The organism is Pseudoalteromonas sp. SaAl2 (assembly GCF_052947895.1).
On record NZ_CM129605.1, the window covers coordinates 1,811,526 to 1,832,371 of the forward strand.

12 protein-coding genes and 4 pseudogenes are annotated in these 20,846 nt (G+C 40.6%); 7 read left to right on the forward strand and 9 right to left on the reverse strand.

Annotated elements, in window-relative coordinates:
• The first annotated feature begins 11 nt into the window (after positions 1-11).
• Together ACU8V8_RS08780 and ACU8V8_RS08785 are read left to right on the forward strand one after the other, a co-directional pair.
• The gene (locus tag ACU8V8_RS08780) at positions 12-2,954 is read left to right on the forward strand and encodes a TonB-dependent receptor (RefSeq protein ID WP_446889611.1); all 2,943 of its coding nucleotides are present in this window, start codon (positions 12-14) and stop codon (positions 2,952-2,954) included.
• A gap of 128 nt (positions 2,955-3,082) precedes the next feature.
• Positions 3,083-3,904: a hypothetical protein gene (locus ACU8V8_RS08785; protein ID WP_446889500.1), complete on the forward strand. Its 822-nt coding sequence runs from the start codon at positions 3,083-3,085 to the stop codon at positions 3,902-3,904.
• A gap of 26 nt (positions 3,905-3,930) precedes the next feature.
• Here the strand turns inward: ACU8V8_RS08785 and ACU8V8_RS08790 are convergent, their stop codons facing one another.
• From ACU8V8_RS08790 to ACU8V8_RS08805, 4 genes are all read right to left on the reverse strand, one after another.
• A complete protein-coding gene (locus ACU8V8_RS08790) occupies positions 3,931-4,722 on the reverse strand; it encodes an SDR family oxidoreductase (protein WP_446889501.1) in 792 nt (263 codons plus the stop codon).
• Positions 4,723-4,731: 9 nt separating this feature from the next.
• Positions 4,732-5,235, reverse strand: a complete 504-nt coding sequence (locus ACU8V8_RS08795; protein WP_446889502.1) for an Mpo1 family 2-hydroxy fatty acid dioxygenase — start codon at positions 5,233-5,235, stop codon at positions 4,732-4,734.
• Between the two features lie 145 nt (positions 5,236-5,380).
• The gene (locus tag ACU8V8_RS08800) at positions 5,381-5,752 is read right to left on the reverse strand and encodes a hypothetical protein (protein WP_446889503.1); all 372 of its coding nucleotides are present in this window, start codon (positions 5,750-5,752) and stop codon (positions 5,381-5,383) included.
• A gap of 65 nt (positions 5,753-5,817) precedes the next feature.
• Positions 5,818-6,498, reverse strand: coding sequence for a Crp/Fnr family transcriptional regulator (locus ACU8V8_RS08805; RefSeq protein WP_446889504.1), 681 nt, complete (start codon positions 6,496-6,498; stop codon positions 5,818-5,820).
• Between the two features lie 48 nt (positions 6,499-6,546).
• Between ACU8V8_RS08805 and ACU8V8_RS08810 the strand changes: the two genes are divergently transcribed.
• Both ACU8V8_RS08810 and ACU8V8_RS08815 read left to right on the forward strand, forming a co-directional pair.
• Positions 6,547-7,836 carry an amidohydrolase gene (locus ACU8V8_RS08810; RefSeq protein WP_446889505.1) on the forward strand — a complete coding sequence of 430 codons (1,290 nt, stop codon included), beginning with the start codon at positions 6,547-6,549 and terminating at the stop codon, positions 7,834-7,836.
• Between the two features lie 117 nt (positions 7,837-7,953).
• Positions 7,954-8,581: pseudogene (locus ACU8V8_RS08815) on the forward strand (trimeric intracellular cation channel family protein).
• 353 nt (positions 8,582-8,934) lie between these two features.
• Here the strand turns inward: ACU8V8_RS08815 and ACU8V8_RS08820 are convergent.
• On the reverse strand, positions 8,935-9,267 hold the full coding sequence (locus tag ACU8V8_RS08820) for a MerR family transcriptional regulator (protein WP_446889506.1): 333 nt from the start codon (positions 9,265-9,267) through the stop codon (positions 8,935-8,937).
• A gap of 62 nt (positions 9,268-9,329) precedes the next feature.
• Here ACU8V8_RS08820 and ACU8V8_RS08825 point away from each other — a divergent pair, with 62 nt between their 5' ends.
• The 3 genes from ACU8V8_RS08825 to ACU8V8_RS08835 all read left to right on the forward strand — a co-directional run bounded on the left by ACU8V8_RS08825 (position 9,330) and on the right by ACU8V8_RS08835 (position 11,142).
• Complete coding sequence (locus ACU8V8_RS08825; protein ID WP_446889507.1) at positions 9,330-10,109, forward strand: MBL fold metallo-hydrolase; 780 nt, start codon at positions 9,330-9,332, stop codon at positions 10,107-10,109.
• Positions 10,110-10,363: 254 nt separating this feature from the next.
• Entirely contained in the window at positions 10,364-10,636 is a 273-nt protein-coding gene (locus ACU8V8_RS08830) for a type II toxin-antitoxin system TacA family antitoxin (RefSeq protein WP_446889508.1), read from the forward strand.
• The gene (locus ACU8V8_RS08835; protein ID WP_446889612.1) at positions 10,633-11,142 is read left to right on the forward strand and encodes a GNAT family N-acetyltransferase; all 510 of its coding nucleotides are present in this window, start codon (positions 10,633-10,635) and stop codon (positions 11,140-11,142) included. The genes ACU8V8_RS08830 and ACU8V8_RS08835 overlap by 4 nt, the downstream gene beginning before the upstream one ends.
• A 75-nt stretch (positions 11,143-11,217) precedes the next feature.
• Here the strand turns inward: ACU8V8_RS08835 and ACU8V8_RS08840 are convergent, their stop codons facing one another.
• The 4 genes and pseudogenes from ACU8V8_RS08840 to recC form a co-directional block, all read right to left on the reverse strand.
• Entirely contained in the window at positions 11,218-11,655 is a 438-nt protein-coding gene (locus ACU8V8_RS08840; RefSeq protein WP_446889509.1) for a hypothetical protein, read from the reverse strand.
• 269 nt (positions 11,656-11,924) lie between these two features.
• A pseudogene (gene recD / locus ACU8V8_RS08845) lies at positions 11,925-13,867 on the reverse strand (exodeoxyribonuclease V subunit alpha).
• 32 nt (positions 13,868-13,899) lie between these two features.
• A pseudogene (gene recB, locus ACU8V8_RS08850) lies at positions 13,900-17,491 on the reverse strand (exodeoxyribonuclease V subunit beta).
• Positions 17,478-20,811, reverse strand: a pseudogene (gene recC / locus ACU8V8_RS08855) (exodeoxyribonuclease V subunit gamma). Before recC ends, recB begins: the two co-directional pseudogenes overlap by 14 nt.
• Positions 20,812-20,846 lie beyond the last annotated feature (35 nt).

The following is a 20,846-nucleotide window of genomic DNA, read 5'->3' on the forward strand; positions in this document are numbered from 1 at the left end:
TCGGCATGAATATTAAATTAAACAAAATAAGTTCCGTACTTTACAACAAAAGCTTAATGTCAACTCGTAGCACTGCAATGCTCAGTGCTGCACTTGTAGCAATGCTATCTACATCTACGTTTGCTGCAGAAGAAAACCAAGAACAACAAGCAAGTGCCGACAACGAATTTGAAGTTATTGAGGTAAGAGGCATTTTAGGCAGCCTTAAAGCGGCTTCACTTATAAAGCGTACAGATGGCCGTATTGTTGACGCCATTGTTGCTGAAGATATTGGTAAGTTACCTGACAATAACATTGCAGAAGCCCTACAACGTATAACTGGTGTTTCAATCAATAGTGATTTCGGTGTTGGTGACAGTGTTTCAATTCGTGGTTTACCGCAAAACCGCGTTGAATTGAATGGCCGCTCAACAGTCGGCGACTCTCGTGACGGTATCAGCTTACAGGATTACCCTTCTAGCTTCTTAAAAACTGTTGAAGTCGTTAAATCTCCAACTGCAGACATGATTGAAGGTGCATTAGGTGGTACCGTTAGCCTCAAAACAGTTCGTCCACTTGAGTTAGATGAATTAACAGCAGCAATGTCAATCGATGCAGAATATGCTGATAAAACTGAAAATGTGGCGCCTATTTTTAGTGGGTCAATTGGTGATAACTGGGATTTAGGTGATGCAGGCTCGTTTGGTGCCATTGCAATGATCTCTTATCAAGATCGTGAGATTCGTCAAGACGAACACTCTAGCCGTGTTAAACCACAAGATATTGAAATTAATGGTGAACCGGGTAACACACCAAGTGGTAACGCAATTGTCCGTGACGAACACAGCATTGAACAATACGTAGAAAACCGTGAACGTACTGCACTGGCATTATCATTACAATGGGCGCCTGAATCTGGCAATGGTATGGTTTACCTTGACCTAAGTGGAACCAAGCGCTCAGGTGAGCAATCTGGTAACTCAATATTAGGTGTTGTAGGTTCACTTTCTACTGACGCCAACACAACACAGGATGCTAACGGTGTTAACAACTACACCTTAACAAATGAATTTGCTATTCCAAAAGCATACAGTGACTTTCGTGATACTGAATCATTTTCGAATGCATTAGGTGCAGAGTGGAACTTAACTGACTCAATTAAAATTTCTGGTGAGATTGCTATTGCGTCTTCTGAAAGTGTACGACCTGATTCAGAATTCACTTTACGCCCAATTGAAAAATCAACCTACGAAGCAAGTGGCGGTGTTGATTTAGTGAACCACCTTTATGATGGTGCTTTTTCACAAATAGGCAACCAATTGCCAAGTATTATTCATTCAGATCCTACCGCATTTACTGATCCGCAAAACTTAGCATTGCGTACCTTCAAAACAGAAGACAGACTCACTGATAATGAAGAAACAGCTGTTCGTTTTGATATTGAAATGTTTGAACCGCTAAACGTAAGCTGGCTCTCAAAAGTCAAGGCGGGTGTGCGTGCTACTAACCGTGATTTTGAATATGAGCAATACAAAGTAGAAATCAAAGATATCTACAAAAATGCATTTAATACCTCAGATGGGTCACAAGCAACAATTTGGACAGATGATTATAACGAATTATTCCCTGAAAGCTTTACTGTGATGAGCCACGACAACTCGTTTGACCAATTAGGTCAATCTGGTCAAAACGATTTGTTAACGTTCTTAAGCTATAACGGTCTTTCAAACGCTTCTAATACATTTGATCAGTTACAAACTTTACTTGCTGGTACAACCCTAGCAACAACAGGTTCACTTGCTGATAATAAAGAATTCCAAGAAAGCGCATACCGCAATGTAGTAGAAGACACTGCTGCCATTTATGTATCTGCTTATTTAGACTTTGATTACATTACTGCCATTGTTGGTGGTCGTTATGTAACAACAGATTTAGAGTCAAGTGTTTACTTAAATGGTGAAAAAATCACCGGTGAAAATGACTACAGTGACTTTTTACCAAGCATAAACGCAACTTATAATTATTCAGAAGATACATTATTCCGCTTTGCTGCTGCAAAAGTTATGCGTCGCGCTGACTTTAATCAGTTAAGCCCTGCTTTTGATGTAAACAATGATATGACAGGTGCAACTCAAGGTTCTATCGACTTAGAACCATACCGTGCAACACAATATGACCTGTCAGTAGAGCACTACTTTGGTGAAGGTAACGTACTTTCGTTCGCTGTTTTCTACAAAGATGTTGAATCATTCTTAAGTAATGAAAGCAGCTGCGTTGCAGCTTCAGGTACTGTCACTGGTCAAAACGTAACTCAGTGGAACCAAGTTTGCCAGCTAGACACAGCAGGTGTATCTCAGTCAAATATGGTTTACTCTGATGCTACAGAATACCCGAATGACGCAGATGGCTTTGCTCATGTTGAAGGCTTACGTGACCAAGGTTTAACGGGTATCGATACAGTTAAAAACGTAAATGGTGAAAACGGTACAGTTAATGGTTTTGAAGTTGGTTATCAACAATTCTTTACTAGCTTACCAGGTGCATTTTCTGGCTTAGGTATTAATGCAAACTACACTTATGCAGACAGTGAACAACCAAATGGTAACCCACTGTTAGATATTTCTAAAAACACTTATAACATTCAGCTGTTTTGGGAATATGAAGGTGTATCGACTCGCCTTGCTTACAACTATCGTGACAGTTTCTTAGATACCGAAAATGAAAAACGTGTTGAAAATATCAACGCTACCGGTGGTATTTCTGAGGATGGCACTGTATACGGCAATAACTACCGTGATGACCGAGGCCAACTTGACTTCTCAGCTAGCTGGGATATCAATGAGAACTTCACTTTAGTCGGTAGTGCTACAAACTTAACGGGTGAACCATCTATTTATCTATCAGAGCTAGGTGGTGCATGGAAATACACAGAAGCTGACCGTCGTTATAGCTTAGGTATTCGCGCTAAGTTCTAATACACATTTTATACGTAGTTCTTCTCCCTCTGCGTATAAAAAATATTGAGTGTGAGTGAAAAGACGAAGTCTAAATTTTTAGGCTTCGTCTTTCTTTATTTCTTTAATTGAATTTTCAGTGAGTAACTATGAAACTATATTTAGGTTTCCCCTTCAGTTGTATATTAGCTTTTGCAACTCCCGTACAAGCAAAAACAACATGGTTACTAATCGATAATTTTGAAAGTAATGCGCTTAATTGGACTAAAGCAGATACTCAAAACGACACGAAGCCCTATATAAAAAACCCACAAATTACCGAAATACGAGCTGAAAAAACTGGGCATGACGCTAATCATTTTTTGATTAAAAAGCCAGCCGCTGAAGGAGTTGTCGGTAACCGCAAAGCTCTTAGCTTTTACCCTTTGCCAAAACAAGTCGAAGTAGGTGAAACCGTGACATTTTATACCCGTATCAATGTTGAAAGCTTTCCGAACAATCACGCGTTTGGACTAAGCAACTTAACACCTGAACACATCAAAAAACACGGATATGATGCTTTTGAAGCAACCTTACGTGTCACCGACAAAGCAGAGTCTAACGGGTTTAAAAATGATGGTGCGTTAATGGTCAAAACGGACTCAGGCTATAGCAATATTCAGAACTACTCGATGGCCCAATCAGCAAAACCATTAAAGCCCGGTAACTGGTACGAAGTTTGGTACGTGGTAAACAATGCTACAGTCAATAATGGTGGTCAGCAATACGATGTATATGTAAAAGGCGGTGAATTTACTCAGCAAACCCTAGTATATAAAAGTGCTACATTTAGAATGAAACGTGAAAAACCACTTATCTACTTTTTAGCTAACTGCAATACTGGACCAAAGAAAAAGCCTTATGATAATGGTGGTCTCAAATACGACGACCTTTATATGAGTGAAGGTAAGAACTTGTCACTGCCATTTTAGGTAAAGGAGTAACTTTAGTCACTCCTTTATTTATAATTTGTTTTTGCTGTTAAACGGTTACAAATCCCAGGAAAAAAACGTTTAATTGTCGGTGCCCAACCACTCAAGCCCTGCCCCACAACAACTTCATCTTTTTGCTTAGCAATAGCCTGTATCATCTTGTTTGCCGCTAATGATACATTCATGCCGTTTTCTATCGACTGCTCGGGCTTATTTTGTGCAACCCCATGTTCATTAAGTGAATTATGTGCAATGGCAGTTTTAATCGAGCCAGGGCAAATAGTTAAACAGTGAATGTTTTTATCTGCTACTTCAGCTCGTAAGCAGTCCATAAAACCAACAACAGCATATTTACTGCCAGAATAACCTGTACGAAATTTTGACCCAACTTTACCTGCAACACTACTAATTGACACAATAGAGCCGCCGCCCTGTTCAACCATAGAAGGTAATACCGCCTTCGTCAGGGCAACTAAACCAAAATAATTCACTTCCATTAGCTGTCGGTACACAGAAAAATCGTTTTCTAAAAACAAACTACGTTGAGACACTCCACCATTGTTAATTAAAATATTAAGCTGACCAATTTCATTAATAGTGCTTTTAACGTGCTGTAACACTTGCTCTGGTTGTGCTAAATCAAGTGCAATAACTCGGTGATCTCCTTTTGCTAATTTTGTTTTTAATTGCTCTAGCTTATCGACACTGCGTGCACTTAAAATAATATTTGCACCTAAATTCGCCAGTTGAATAGCAAGCTCTTGACCAATACCTGACGACGCGCCAGTGATCCAAACTGTTTTATTTTTAAAGTCCATACACCCTCTTTAAGGCTTATTAGCACCTGCAATATCAATTACCTGCTGCTCAAGTGAACTATAAAAGCCCATTAAAAATAATGCTTCTGCAAGTACAAATAGCGGCCCTATGATTAAGCCAACAATGTCATCAACAAATGCTGGTTTTTTGCCTTCATAGTAATGCCCTATAAATTGCAGTATCCAACCCACTACAAATAGACTAACACTTATAACCAGCCAATCTCTAAGGCTTAACTGTGCAATCTCAATAGCGCCCAAACTAAGCAGCACAAGAATAACCGCCATAATTAACCCAAGTGATACACTAAGCATTAAGTAATAGACCACGCTTGCGAAAACTAGGATTTGCGCGGTATTTATTAGATAGCCAGCAACGGAAAACTCAATACGAGCACATAAACACAAGAGGGCAAATACAATTAATGGAATACCAAAAAAATGAGTAAGTACATTTCGTTTCGAGCGATGATAAAGGGCATATTGACCTAGTTGTTGCTGAAGTGTTTTCATGAGCTGCTCTTTTAATTGTAAGGATAAATTAACTGTAGCAAATAGCATCAAACAACAATGTCGGTTACCCGACAGTTATGTATACTAAAATAAATTTAAACAAATGCACTGATAATTTTACCTTTTTCATGTTCAGGTTTTTGCTCTAGTCGCTCTCGCCCCTTTTGATACTCTTGCTCAAGCATACTTTGCGGTTTCTTGCATTTTTTTCTTGTAGTGTCTCAATGTCTGCACCTTGTTGTTGCATTTGCTCTGCTAGCTTTTCAATTTGGGCCTTTATTTCATCTATTTTTTCTTTATCAACACCTAAGCGTTGATAAACAAGGGCTTCTTTGGCTTCTTCTAAAAAGCTTTTATCATGAGTTGGCTGTTTTAACTGAGTGGCAAAATCTTGCTGGCCAGATTTTGCCACATCTTCTATTTTGTCAACGCTCTTCACGGGCAAGCTAACTTTAGGTGTAGAAGGTGCACTGTATGGCTCTAAGCGATATTGGTTGTTAAACGTAAGTGATGACATTACTTAAGCGTCCTGCTTTATTTGACTGTGTGTCAAAATAAAGCAATTATGACGCCAAGTTTCCTTTATAGGGGCAGATTCAAGGAGTTTTCTAGTGCGGGTTTATCTAAGATATCGATACGTTGATAATGCAAAGCAATCTTACCTTGTTTACTCAAGGCCTGAAGGACCTGATTAATTGTTTGTCGTGTTAAATACGTAATATCTGCCAACTGTTGCTGCGATAAGTAAATATTTGAGGTGTTAGAGTCGAAAGCTGTTAACATTAACAGACAATTACAAACCTTTTGATGCGCCGATAACAGAGCATGATCTTCCAAAGACGAAAATAACAATCGTACTTTCTGCGACAATAAAACGCCAAAATCCTGCCAATACGCCGGGTGCTCACTCAACAACTTGCTTAATGCGCGCTCACTAACATGCACAAGCCTAAGTGTTGTTTGCGCATATACGTCATGAGTACGGCTACCACCATCAAACAATGCGACTTCACCAAACCACACAGCTTGAGGAATAAAACTTAAAACCGCTTCTTTGCCCTGAGCGTTCCCCCCGCTAACCCTTGCTACACCACTGATAACACAATATACACCGCAGTTATTATCACCGCGTAAAAATAAAGATTCTCCGGCATTTAATTCAACTACTTTCGCGTGACAAATTAAATCATGCTGAAGATGACTACAGCAACTGTTAAACCAATTTCCTTGGTGAATTATCGCACGATCCTGTTCATTGAGCATGGGTTACTCTACATTGATATGAATACTCTAATAATAAAAGGGATCCGCATGTTACACAAAATTATTTATAGCAGCTTAATAATAGGCACTCTAGCACCCCCCTGTTTTGCCGGTGACATCAATAAAGAGCTTAAAAAAGCCAATGCCAGCGTAAGTGAAAAAGTTATTACATGGCGTCGACATTTACATCAGTACCCAGAACTCAGTAATCGTGAATTTGAAACCGCTAAATATGTTACTAAGCATTTAAAATCCCTTGGTCTTGAGGTGCAAACCGGTATTGCCCATACTGGCGTAGTAGCTAAATTAAAAGGCGGCAAAAAAGGGCCACTTGTTGCACTACGTGCGGACATGGATGCCCTTCCTGTGGCTGAACAAGTCGATTTACCTTTTGCTTCAACACAAACATCAACCTATCGTGGTAACGAAGTGGGCGTAATGCATGCCTGTGGTCATGATAACCACGTTGCAATACTCATGGCTGTAGCCGAATCTTTAGTCAAAATTAAAGATGAATTAGCAGGCGATGTACTTTTTGTATTTCAACCTGCCGAAGAAGGTGCGCCAGAAGGTGAAGAAGGCGGTGCAGAGCTAATGCTCAAAGAAGGGCTATTTAAACAAAAACCTGATGCTGTATTTGGATTACATGTGACCAGCTCTTTAAATACAGGCCAAATTGGTTTTCGTGAAGGGCCATTAATGGCCAGTGAAGATTCATTCACTATTAACGTTCAAGGGCGCCAAACGCATGGTTCACGCCCTTGGAACGGTGTAGACCCAATAGTTGCTTCATCACAAATCATAATGGCAACGCAAACCATTTCATCACGCCAAGTTGATGTCACCAAAGCGCCATCGGTTATCTCCTTTGGGGCTATAAATGGCGGCGTACGCTCAAATATTATTCCTGATAGCGTTGAACTCATTGGCACTATTCGCACCTTTGACCAAACGATGCGAGCTGATATAAAAGAGCGATTAGTTAAAACAGCCGAAATGGTTGCACAATCAGGGGGAGCCAAAGCCGATGTACATATCGATCACGGCTACCCTGTTACTGTAAACGACATTGCATTAACTCAAAAAATGGCCCCAACACTCGCTAAGGTGGTTGGAGCTGACAACATCATCACTACTGACTTAATCACTGGCGCAGAAGATTTTAGCTACTACGCTCTTGAAGTACCTGGTTTATTTTACTTTTTAGGCGTAACACCACAAGGTCAAGACGCAAAAACAGCACCGAGTAATCATTCGCCACAGTTTTTTGCCGACGAAAAAGCACTGCAGCTAGGAATCGATTCTATGACTCAGTTAGTTGTTGATTACCTACAGTAACTATTAGTTTAATGCCATAGCAGTAGCTTTGTGAAATACGACTACTGCTATTCAGCATAAATAAATACTCCACACGCTAAGCTTTTTCGCGAATACAAAACGAGGGAAGGATGCCAAGTGACAGCAGAATATTTTAATTTTCTAAGTTTAATAGGCGTCGCCTTTTTTGCTATTTCTGGCGCGTTACTTGGGCACGATAAAGACATTGGTGGCTTTGGCGTAGTCGTTGTCGGCACCGTTACCGCTCTCGGTGGCGGAACGTTACGAGATGTACTGCTAAATCAACCCGTATTTTGGATTGCAGAGCCAAACTATTTATATGCCACTTATGGCTCTATATTTGTGGCCGTTATGTTTATTCGTTATCTTCCCGATGTATCTAATTATTATATGCTACTGGTTGATGCTATTGGTATGGCCATATTCAATATAGTCGGCATTGAAAAAGCCCTAATAGAAGGCACCACTATGATAGTCGCAATCACCATGGGCATGACCACAGGTATATTTGGCGGTCTAATGCGTGATGTTATATGTCGTGAAGTGCCACTTGTTATGCGCGACGAGCTATACTCCACCACCTGCTTTTGTGGTGGTCTCACCTACGCGGCACTATTTTTACTCGAAGTAAATTACATGTGGTGTATTATCGGGTCGCTTTTTGTTACCGTATTTTTTAAGACTTAGCGCCCTACACTGGGGCTGGCAACCAAATATATTTAGAAAAAGAACAGTGAGAAAATAGGTTCTAGAATTGAATTTCGAGGTCAAGGGGTCATCAATAATTTATATATCTACCACAGGAGAGCATTGTATCGGCTGTATAAAAATCAGCTCTAATCTACTTTAAACTAAGTAAAGGCAAAAGAAAGTTCGAACACGATTATATTTTATACAAGCCTCTTTTTGTGTGTGCATCACAGCAAAAACAGTTAATATATAATTTCCTTAGATATTTATTATCGCTGTTCCAAAGCCGTTACCCTTAAATTCAAGCAAAGTTGCAAACTAATTAATCCTTTAAAAAGCCACCAAACTGTGTTGTAGTTTCATCTCCTTTATTTCTCAAATAAGTAACAAATTTACACTTTTCTAAGACTACTTCAGCATATCATCGATTATGGTTATCGCATTTTGATCATCTCTAATTCGCTTAGTGAGTAATGCTTTTTTGCTTAGTAATTGTTTTGTGAACTCAGGACATAGATGCCCTAAAGCTTTATAGCGCTGATACCCTACTTTGATTTCCGTTAACGTAAAACCAATAGTCTTACCGCGTTCAATAAAAGCAAGTTCCTGAAGCTGAGTTTGGCCATAATACCGATAACCGTTATCTGCTCGCACTGGGGGAGTTAGCATGCCTATCTTCTCATAATACCTTAACGTATCACGAGAAAGCCCGGTTTGTTTTTCAAACTCTGCAATTTTCATATTTAGTATTTGACTATGGAGTTACTTCACAAATTACCATAGTTTTTTAACTAGGAGAAATTATGAAAATTACTCAAATCAGAAATGCGACCTTAATTATTGAAACTGCAGGTAAATATATTTTACTCGACCCTATGCTTGCCAAAAAAGCAACTCTTCCGAGACTTCGATACTTTAAAAGCCAACAGCGAAACCCACTTGTTGAATTACCCAGTGCATTCCATCAACTAGAGCATAAAATTGCAAACGCTTTGATCACTCACTGCCAAAAAGGCCACTTCGATCATTTAGATAAAAAAGGTGAACGCTGGCTACGAAACAACAAAATCACCACATTTTGCACCAAACACGATTCCCGTTACTTAACTAAAAAAGGGATTAACATTGAAGTATTAAAAGAAAAATGTAGCCCTTTTTTCAACGGCACTATAGAGCAAGTCGCTGCAAAGCACACTACAGGCTGGCTAACGCCATTTATGGAGCATGGTGTTGGGTATTTTATAAAACTTGAGGATGAACCAACTATTTATCTAATGGGTGATACTATATTAACCAATGAAATCAGAGAGTTTATTAAGAAAAACCAACCTGACTACATTGTTGCCCCAACTGGTAAAGCACAATTTGATATTGGCGCACCTTTATTACTTACTGAAAACGACATTATTGAATTGGCATCACTGAGCACAGGCATAATCATAGCGAACCATATGGAAGCACTCGATCACTGCCGTATAAACCGCGCAGACTTAAGCATACTGTTGAGTCAACATGACTTGCTAGCACGGTTTATCATCCCTGATGACGGTGAAACCATAGAGCTTAATGGCAGAAAAATATAGGTGCTATGAGCATAAGGGCCAGCCTAACACTTATGCTCTAGGTTTTTTATTGATAACTTCTTTTCACCAATTGTTTCAAGCACAATTATTTACTTACTTATAAATAAACCAATCTTATAAATACCGATATAAAATACACATTTCAGCTCTTATTAGCCCCACCATTCATGTGCCATAATGACACACAACTTGTCAGTACATAAAAACCATACTACAATTCGCTTATGCAACACTGATACTAAGTAGAGATTATTATGACCACTGCATTACCTCGAATTACAGCGCGTGTAGATAGTGATACACAAGAACTGCTATCAAAAGCCGCGGCTATTGCGGGTATGTCTAGTATCAATTCGTTTGTGCTTAGTGCAGCTGTTGAAAAAGCAAAAACAATTATGGAACGTGAGCGTGCCCTACAATTGAGTCAGCAAGATACCATGACTTTAATGGCCGCGTTAGACCAACCAGCCAAACCAAATAGTAAATTACAAAGTGCAGCTACTCGTTATAAAAATAAAACTCAATAATGAATACTGTCCAATTAGATAAAGCTAAACATGACCGAAGCCGTTTTGACTGCGGTATTGCCCCACTCAATAATTACTTAAAGGTTATGGCAAGCCAACAAGCTAAAAAAGACAATACGCGTACATTTGTTCTTGAGGATCAGCAATGCCCTGAACACATCATTGGTTTTTATACATTAACAATGACACCAATTAATATTCCAGATTTGCCCGTTAAATTACAAAAAAAGCATCACAATGTAACTTCTGGTGGTTTAATTGCACGCTTAGCAATTGATCAGAGATACAAAGACAAAGGTTTTGGTGAATGGCTGTTAGTTGATGCACTAAAAAAACTATTAATGGCAAGTGATACTATCGCCTTTCCGATCGTCATTGTTGACGCAAAAGGCGGTGCTGAGAATTTCTATGAAAAATACGGCTTCACCCCATTCAAAGACGTAGATAACAAATTATTTATCACCATGGCAGATATTAGAGCGAGTATTGGTGAGTTGGTTTATTGATATATAAACGGCCGCCATTGCCTAGAAGCAGCCGAAAAGAACTGTATATCTATTAAGAGTTAAAGATCAGATGTGTTATATGAATTTTTTCTCAACCCTAATAATTTCAAAATCTTTTGCATTTTCATGAGTTAATACTACATCAACTTGAAGGGAATATGAAAACCAAGTTATAAACGCCATTAATTCTTTAAAATTTTCTTTTGAGTTAATTTCCGCAGGAGAGATGTCCATTTCAATTTCACTCTCAACAAAGAAATGACAATTAACTCTGATTTCACTTAACCAAATAGTTAAAGTTGTGGGATTTACTTCTTGTAGTTTTCTAATAGAAGTATAATTGCTTGGTAAATTTAGGACTTCATCACCATGTTTAAACTCAAATTTGTAATTCGACAATCGTAAATTATCTAGAAACAGACTCCATGAATCCGCATTAGTATCAAGTGCATATATATCTCTTAAGCTTCCATCATTTTCAAACTCTGATTTTAATTTATTCCATTGGTACATTTTTTATTTACACCTGATTATCGATTCATATAACGGCTTGTATCACACGTACAAATAATTCCATTTAAGAATATCAAGGTAAACAACATTGACACTTTAGGAACACCTTGCACAATTTCATGTGCTGAAGCACATCCGACTATATTTAAAACAATCACAGCTAAAGCCTACTCCCACATAATAAATTTAACACCGCACTTGTCTCTAATCTCGCTAACTTTACTCTCGCTAACTCGCAAACTTCCCCCTCGCTAACTAGCTTGCTCAACTTACGTTAACCTCTCATACAACCCTGATGCTCGGCTGACTGATTTATTCATAGCCATGAGCAATACTTTTTTGTCGGCCACCAATTCAAAGGTGTGTTTTGCGCGGGTGATGCCGGTGTAGACCAATTGGCGATTTATACCCGCGGTTGCTTGATTTGCAGGGGTAGAACCATGGCGGTGTAGTTAAATTCTGAGCCTTGTGATTTGTGTATGGTCATTACATATACTTTATCATGGGCTGGGAGTCGTGCGGGTGAAAATGCCCGTTCATTGCCCTGCTCGTCAATAAATACCGCTTTTAGCTGCGCGTTTTCATCATGCAGTAGAATACCAATATCGCCGTTGAACAGTTTTAATTGGTAGTCGTTTTGCGCAATCATAATAGGCAAACCTAAATAATGGCGGTTATTTGCATGGGTATTGATCAAGCCAAGGTTATGTAATTGCTTTTCAATACGAAGGTTTAAGCTGTTTACGCCATAATCACCTTCACGCACAGCGGCGAGTAATTGGTATTGTGTAAACGCATGATGAATGTCTGCACTCGGCGCGCCTTGCTTAATGAGGTTTAAATACTCACTGTAATGACTAGCAGCGCTTTGTACCAGTTTTTCAATTGGCTTAGTGACAATATCGTAATCTAAAACAACGTCGTTAAATTTGCCTGAATAGATTTCCTGCTCAACATAATTGAGCTTACCTGAGTTGTTGGTGTTCACCGCAAAAGCCAGCTCGCCAATACCACTTTTAGCATCAAAGCGATAACTGTGTTGTAAGAACGCGATGCAATCGGCTAATGCAAATAGGCTTTGCTGCGATTGTAATTTTTGCTCGCCATTAAAACACAACTGATTAAGCTCGGTGCAGCGGGCATCAGAATAACTCGGCGTTTGCCCAAGAGCCAAGCCTTGGCATAAGTCGCTCATGACACTGCCAGTATCTACCGACGCTAATTGGTCTTTATCGCCGAGTAATATTAACCTTGCGCGAGCGGGTAATGCCTCGATTAGTTTAGCCATCAGTGATAAATCAACCATCGACGCTTCATCGATGATCAATACATCTACATGTAATGGGTTACTGCTGTTATGTTTAAACTTATTGGTAAAAGGTTTAACCCCAAGTAAACGGTGAATAGTTTGCGCCGTTTGCGGAATGTGTGGCTCAACATTATCTGGAATATCCGCTTTTAATTGCTGCTTAGCCCCTAAAATAGATTCACTTAACCGCGCGGCGGCTTTACCAGTTGGGGCCACCAGCTTAATGCTTAGCGGCGCACTTTGGTACAGTGATTGTAAAATGGCTAATAACTTTGTCACTGTCGTGGTTTTACCGGTCCCTGGGCCACCGGTGATAACACTAAACCCCTTTGTAGCCGCCATAGCACAGGCTACTTTTTGCCAGTCGAGCCCTTCTTTTGGTGCTTTATCTTCAGGGAAATAATCATTGAGTAACTTAGCAAGCGCTGCATTGTCTATTTTTATTTCACGCTTACTCATGGCTAATAACCTTGAGGCTAGCGTTTGTTCGTACCCTGCAAGGCGTGCAAAGTAGAGCCTAGTGCCAAATAAATTCAGTGGTTGCTGCTCCCCTACACTTGGGTGCGACTCTAAACAGCGAACCGCTTGATTAATATCAAACTCATCACTAAATGGGCTAACTGTATCGGGCGAGGGGCCTTGTGCTTTATTAAAGTCAGACTTTCGTAAGTTAAATGGATTTTGCCAATTTACATCATCTAAATTTAAACAACTGTGCTGGCTTTGACCTGCTAAACACAGCAGCAAAATTAAGTTAAATACATCGCTATTGTCAGCACTGCTCGCTACATGCCCAGTTAAAAGCTCAGCGAGTTTTACATCAACCACTCGCAGGCGCCCTTCACTCACTAAAAAGTCAATTAACGGCACGGTATCTACTGTATTATCAGCCTCAGCGGCCATTAATGGTAATTCATTTATTGCATCAACTTCACTCATGATGCCTCTCCTTTTTTAACCGCGGGTTGAGTAAATAAGCCATCTAAAATAGCTACTTGCTCTGTGGTGAGTTTATTAAAGAAAATGCCTTTCCCTTCACCCATCCCCCGTAAAAAGGTGTAGTAAACGCCGCCTAAGTGTTGCTCTGGGCTATAATTTGCAATGCGCTGTTTTAACAAACGGTGCAACGCCACTGTGTAAATTAAATACTGTAAATGGTATTGATGGCTGCTCATGGCTTGCTCAAGGGAGTCTTGTTCGTAGTCGCTTGGCTTGGTTCCCTAAGTAATTCGATTTATAGTCCAAAATATAATATTGGCCTTCAAAGCAAAATATTAAATCAACAAAGCCTTTTAATAAGCCTTTAACATTCAAAAACTCAAGGTTACTTTGATTAAAACCAAAGTGTTTTATAAGCACGGCATTAAGCTGTTTAGCGTTTAAACTCTCAAGGGGTAAATTAAACTCCATCTCGACCAAGCAATCACTCGGCGGCAATACACTTAAACTGAGCCCTTCGTCATTCAGTGGGCATTGCAGGGCGCTGAGTATCCACTGCTCTGCAGTTTCTTGCCAGCTGCTATCTATGTTGTATTTTTTTAAGCTTTTTTCGACTACACAAGATAAGTCTTGCTCACTGTTAGTTGGATGCGTTATAGGGCTGGTGAAATCAATCTGCTCAAAAATTTCATGTAAGCAGCTACCGGGTTTTGCGCCCTTAGGGAAGCTGTATGGCGATTTAACATCTTCTTGCTCTGCGGCAAACTCGTCTTTTTCGTGATCTTCATCACTGCGCCCAGGCTGTATGTGATCAGTGTGCTTTTTAAAGCTCAAGGCACTAAAGCTGGTGGCACGCCAATCTTTTTCAATGTCTACGGTGACATTATTAACGCTGAGATTGTGACTTGAGCTTTGCGTTGAAGTCAATTGCAAGGTGCCCTGCTCAAGCAACTCATCGCTGGTAAATTCAGTGTATTGCATAGCGTTGTTTTCGTCGCAAAATTCTTTTAAGTGGCTACGCCATACTTCGCTGCTGGTAATATCAAGCCGTGCGAAGAGTACATGGCCCAACGAGCTACTTTGTATTGCCAGTCGCTTACTCTGCCCTTGTCCTAAGTTATACATGCCGATGGCACAAAAATGAATGGCCCGCGTGAGTGCCACGTACAATAAGCGTAAATCTTCTGCTAGGCGTTCTTGCTCGGCTTTTTGCAGGGCATCGTCGGTTTTACTTAAGTCGTAAATAAGTTGCCCATCTTTATGATACAAAGCCTCTTTAGTTTCACGGTAACCACTGGCAAATGGCATAAACACCAGCGGGAACTCAAGCCCTTTTGAAGCGTGCATGGTCACAATACGCACTAGGTTTGCGTCACTTTCAAGGCGAACTTGCACCGCCTCACCATCTTGTTGGCTAACCTTTTGTGCAAACCAACGTAATAGCCTCAATGTGCCCTCAAGCTCAATTTGCTTTTGTTGCAGTATTTCACTTAAATGGCGGTAATCGGTGAGCCAGCGCTCTACGTTATACCCTAAACCCTGCCACTTCGCGCTTAATTGATTGTGGCTCAACAGGTGCTCTAGCATCGCCATGGCACCTTGTTTGTGCCACAGCGCCGTTAAGTAAGCAAAAAAAGTTAAGGTATGATTGCCACTGCTCTTCATCGTCAGCCAGCGCGTAAATCTCGTTATAACTTAAACAAAATAGCGGCCCCGCCAATACACCGCGCAGTAATGATTCATTGTATTGACCATGCAGTGCGGTTAAAAAGTTAAGTAAATGATGGCTAAGCTCTTGGCTAAATACGCTGTCGCGGGATAAATACACACTGGCGATTTTAGCGTCGCTCAGCGCTTTTTAATAATTTGCGCCTCTAAACGGTCGCGTACCAAAATACAAATATCGGCAGCAGTTACCGGTGCCTCACCAATGCAGGCACGGCCTAGTTGTGCTTGGCTTAGTAAAGTGACGACTTTATTGGCAAAATGGCTTGCTAAATGATGCTGCCCAACCCCTTTGTTGGTGGGTTTTTTACTGTCATCGGCGGCGGTGTCGGCAAATACACAAAACTCAAAAGCCTTGGCAGGTTTACCGTCGATTAAAAATGATTCATCGGCCTTTTTACCTTTGGCTGCAACCGGATTAAATGGAATGGCCTCATTATAAATAAAGCTGTTATCGTGCTTGGCAAATAGCTTATTTACACTGATTACTACATCACTACTTGAGCGAAAATTCGTGCCTAAGGTAAATTGTTGCTCCTGCGCAACTGCATGCTTTGCGCCAATATAGGTAAAAATATCCGCGCCCCTAAAGCCGTAAATTGCTTGTTTAGGGTCGCCAATCATCGCAAGTGTGGTATTTTCTTGGCCATAAATTTTACTAAAAATACCGTATTGAATTGGGTCGGTATCTTGGAATTCATCAATCATCGCCACGGGGAATAACTGGGCTATTTTTTGCGAAAGTGTATCGCCTTGCTCACTGTTAAGCGCACTGTGTAAATTACTTAATAAATCATCAGGGGTGATCACACTTTGCTCTGTTTTACGTTTAACGATGGCTGTTTTAACCCAGCTTGCTGCGTGTTGAGCAATGGCTATACCAAGCCCTTCGTTAATAGTACCGCTTAGCTTTGCTAGCTCATCAAATTGAGGCAGTAATTCATGGCTAAATAAAGGCTGATTCTTTTTATAGTTAGCCGAGTCACTTAAGTTATCAGTGCTCCAAACCTCAAACGAATACTTACTTGTGCCAAATTTAAAAAATAATTCATCGCCACGGCAAAAATCCTCAAGCGCTTGTAAGCTGCCTTTACGTCCAGGCGTTTTGGAACCACTGAGCCCAGAGGCTTTAATTGCACCAATAAACTCGCTGTCTAAACACGCTTTTTTAAAGCTGGGGATTTTAGCTAAATACGCTTCACGTGCTCGCCATACATCATCAAGGTTAATCGTAGGAGTAATGAGCGCATTGCCTTTATTTAGTAAACTCGCTACCTGACTAAATAATGATTCAGGTGCTGGGAATACATCCAAAATGGCATCAGTTTTTTCTTTATTTAACGGGTAGACAAAAGTACGCCAAAAATCTTTAATGGTCTCAAGTAGAATTTCGCGCTCGTCGAGTATAAATTCTAAATTAAACGCCACGCCAGACTCAAACGCATGTTGTTTGAGCATGCGCTGACAAAAACCATGAATAGTAAAAATGGCCGCTTCGTCCATCGATTTTGCCGCAGCATCAAGTAAATCAAAGGCGCGGTGTTTATCATCGATGCTTGCAATGAGCTCGTTTACCAACTCATCTTTGGTTTTAAGCCCCAGTAATGCATCGCGCGCTGCAATAATACGCGCTCGTACTCTGTCTTTAATTTCTTGTGTGGCGGCCTCAGTAAAGGTTACAACCAAAATTTGTTCCACGCTCAGCGGTTTATTTATGGCTGACTGTTGATCATCCGCTATTTGCATACCGAGTAAGTAACGTAAATACAAGCCGGTAATAGTATAGGTTTTACCGGTGCCAGCACTGGCCTCAATTAAACTTTGCCCCGCAAGAGGCATGTTGAGCGGGTTAAGCGCTTGCATAATCACTCTCCTTAGCGTTATCAATTAGTGGCGTAAGGAGTGTATTGCTCCAATGAGTAAATTCTTCTTGGCAATCTAATAGCGATTGCGTAGTTAAACGAATGTACGGGTTTTCTCCCTCGCCTCGGCCAATGTATTGTGGGCTAAATTTATTAATCGCTTTATTAATATCGCCCTCAGTTTTTACGAACTCATAACTACTGGCCGGAAAAAACGCCACTGGTGATTGCCTCAAGGCTGCGTATAAACTAAACCATTGGTTTAATTGTTGCTGCGCATACTCTGCATCCATCGGCGTAAAAGCGATTTGTTTATCTAAACCTAAAATTAAGGTTTCCACAGGGTGACCCATCACTTGAGCCGTTAAATGATAAATAAAGCCCTTAATTAGATCTTTCGCTTTAATACTGGCACTTCTGTAAAACACTTGTTTTTGCATGTAAATATGATTGAGCCAGCCTTCAAGTTGGCTGCTTTGCGTTTTGCCATCAGCATCCTCACAGTTGAGTGTTAAAGACACTTCAACAGGTTCATTTTTGCCAGTCGCTATATGGGCTTTCACTTGCCCTGCAAGCGCGTCAACCCGGTGCTCCATGCTTTCAAAAATCAAGTCACCGACATGAGCTTGAGGCAGCTCCCCTCGTTGCAATATTTGTTCACGGCTCAGGGGCCTATCGAAAATGGCCGCTTCAAGTATTTCATCTAAATAAAAATAGCGTTTCAGCGCATCAACACTAAACGGCTCTTCATCTTTGGCCACATCGTTAAACTCAGGTAAGCGTAGGCCCAACGTTTGCTGATAAAAGCTTTCATGGGGGTTACAAACACTGCGAATAAACACATCAAGGTCGAGGCTTTCAGGCATTGCCACATCAAGTTTGCTAAGTGGCTCAGGCGTTATAGCCTCTGCCGGCAACCATACTGGGTTATAGCTGTGCTCATTAACCGCTAATTGCGTTGGTGTTTGCTCGCTTGGCATATAGTAATGGTAATTAAATGGTTGAAGGCGCTGCGCTTTAACTAAACAGTCTGGCAGGGTTTCGCTCGCTTTGCTCAGTTAAGGTAAAGCTTCTACCAATGTATTCTAATAACTCACTTACTAATGTTGATGGCATACGTGACTGGTTGTCAAAACACGAACGACCAATATAGCTCATATATAAATTATCTCGAGCGCTCAGAAGCGCTTCTAAAAATAGATAACGGTCATCAAGTTTTCGTGATCGGTCACCTTTTTGCTTTTTAGAATACGGCACCAAATCAAAACCAATGGGTTGCACAGTACGCGGGTAGTCGGCATCGTTTAGCCCTAGCATACACACTACTTTGAATGGTACGGCGCGCATCGGCATCAGCGTACAAAAGTTAACTTGTCCGACTAAAAATCGCTGGCCAACGCCCTTTTCTTGAATGCCTTGTTTGATTAAATAGCTGACAATACGCTGCGACACCGCTTGAGTATAATCACCGTTTTCATGATGTTTTTTCAGCTCATCGAGCACTTTTTTAAGTACTAAAAGATCCCAGCTGTCATCGCTTTCACTTTCATAAATGGCTTCAAGCAGCTCATCTAAAATATCCGCTTTATTCGTGAGAGTATCATCTGGGCTTAAGCGTTCTTTAAATGTTTGCAGTACATCAATAAAATGCACCAATTTATTGAGTGTATCGAGTGCCATGCCTTCAACTTCATCGGCGCTGTAAATGCCCGCAAATGGGATTTGCTCATCGCGCTGTGCTATACCGAGCAATAAACGGTTTAAGCCATGTTGCCAGGTGTTTAAATCTATTGTTGGTAAGTCAAAGCCACTTTTATGCTCTGCATTAATGCCCCATTTTACCCCTACCCGCTCCAGCCAGTATTGAATTTGCTCGTACTCATGGGGCTCTAAACTAAACTTTTCGGCAATTTGTGTTACTTGTAATAAATCTAAAATGTCAGACACGCCAAAACGCGAAAACGGTAAATTGGCTAGACTGGCAAACGAGCTAAGTACAGGTTTTTCTTGCTCGATGGCTAAATCCGCTAACGCATACGGAATATGGCGTTTACCATGCGCACCACCAAATACCGCCTCAATATACGGGCTATAGGTGCCTACATCAGGCATCATCACGATAATGTCTTTTGGTGTAAGAGTTGGGTTTTGATGAAACAAGTTAAGTAAATAATCATGCAAGCGTTCAACTTCGCGCAGCGGCGTATAACAATCACTTACAATAATGCTGGTGTCAGTCTCGCTAATTGGCAATTTGCCTTCGTCATTGATAAACCACTCTTTATCTAGCGTTAATGATTCACCTTTAAATGCCAGTTGGTATATTTCGCTTTGAATTTTACCCAGTAGTGAGTCATCAAAATTGTCGGTGAAGCCGTCAATCCAGTTAGCATCAAATTGTACTAGTTGCTCAAAATAATCGCGGCCTAATTTACCCCACGATGACAGTAGCGGATTACCAATAAAGTAATATTCTTCATCGGGTTTACTAAGCGTATGCTGAGCGGCATCAAGTAACGGGGTTTTGGCGTATTTAGCGGTAATTTTTGCTGCGGTTTTTTCATCAACCACATCACCCCAATAATGCTCACTTGGGTTAAAAAAGAATAAAAACACCTGTGTTTTTTTACTTAATGCGTCAAAAATTTCCAGTTGAGAGCTGGCTATGGCCGATATACCAAATAGACTAATGCGTTTTGGCAATAAGCTCTCGTCCATAGTCTCAAGTGCTGCCAGTAATTTACCTTGCATATTGGCACGATGAAACTGGCTTTGCCCAAGCTCAACACTTAAAGCAACAATGCGTCGCCATAAATCGGGTTGCCAAGGAGAAATACTAATGTCTACGTCATCTAGGGCATCTTTGCCGCTGTCCCATGTTGCAATCCAGTGTGGGCGATACATTAAATATTGGTCGTACACGTCGGCTATTTTTTCACACAAAGCAAAGGTTTTTTGCCCGTCTAAATCACCTTCAAGATACGTTTTAAGGGGTAAATATAACGGCTCATCAATGCAATCAGGTAAAATGGTAAATATTTTCCATGCAAGGTTTGGTTTATTAAATGCTGACTCTTTGGGTACGTTTGGCAATAATTGTTGATAAAGCTGCCAAATAAAACTCGAAGGCAAAGGAAAGTCCACCTGTGCTGCAATACCGAGCTGTTCACTCAAACCTATTTTTAACCACTGCGACATACCTGGCGATTGCACCAGTACCACTTCTTTTTCAAATGGGCTGGTTAGCGGGTCTACACTTAACAGCTTATGAAACTGAGCTTGCAGGGTTTCCATTCGGTTAGATTGAATAATATTGAGCATTGCGACACTGTCCTTGCATGAGATAAAAACAGTGT

Coding starts and splice junctions, on each gene's coding strand:
- ACU8V8_RS08825 (WP_446889507.1), top strand. CDS start 9,330: ATGAAAATTACTCAAATCAGAAATGCGACCTTAATTATTGAAACTGCA.
- ACU8V8_RS08830 (WP_446889508.1), top strand. CDS start 10,364: ATGACCACTGCATTACCTCGAATTACAGCGCGTGTAGATAGTGATACA.
- ACU8V8_RS08785 (WP_446889500.1), top strand. CDS start 3,083: ATGAAACTATATTTAGGTTTCCCCTTCAGTTGTATATTAGCTTTTGCA.
- ACU8V8_RS08805 (WP_446889504.1), bottom strand. CDS start 6,498: ATGCTCAATGAACAGGATCGTGCGATAATTCACCAAGGAAATTGGTTT.
- ACU8V8_RS08800 (WP_446889503.1), bottom strand. CDS start 5,752: ATGTCATCACTTACGTTTAACAACCAATATCGCTTAGAGCCATACAGT.
- ACU8V8_RS08795 (WP_446889502.1), bottom strand. CDS start 5,235: ATGAAAACACTTCAGCAACAACTAGGTCAATATGCCCTTTATCATCGC.
- ACU8V8_RS08790 (WP_446889501.1), bottom strand. CDS start 4,722: ATGGACTTTAAAAATAAAACAGTTTGGATCACTGGCGCGTCGTCAGGT.
- ACU8V8_RS08820 (WP_446889506.1), bottom strand. CDS start 9,267: ATGAAAATTGCAGAGTTTGAAAAACAAACCGGGCTTTCTCGTGATACG.
- ACU8V8_RS08810 (WP_446889505.1), top strand. CDS start 6,547: ATGTTACACAAAATTATTTATAGCAGCTTAATAATAGGCACTCTAGCA.
- ACU8V8_RS08840 (WP_446889509.1), bottom strand. CDS start 11,655: ATGTACCAATGGAATAAATTAAAATCAGAGTTTGAAAATGATGGAAGC.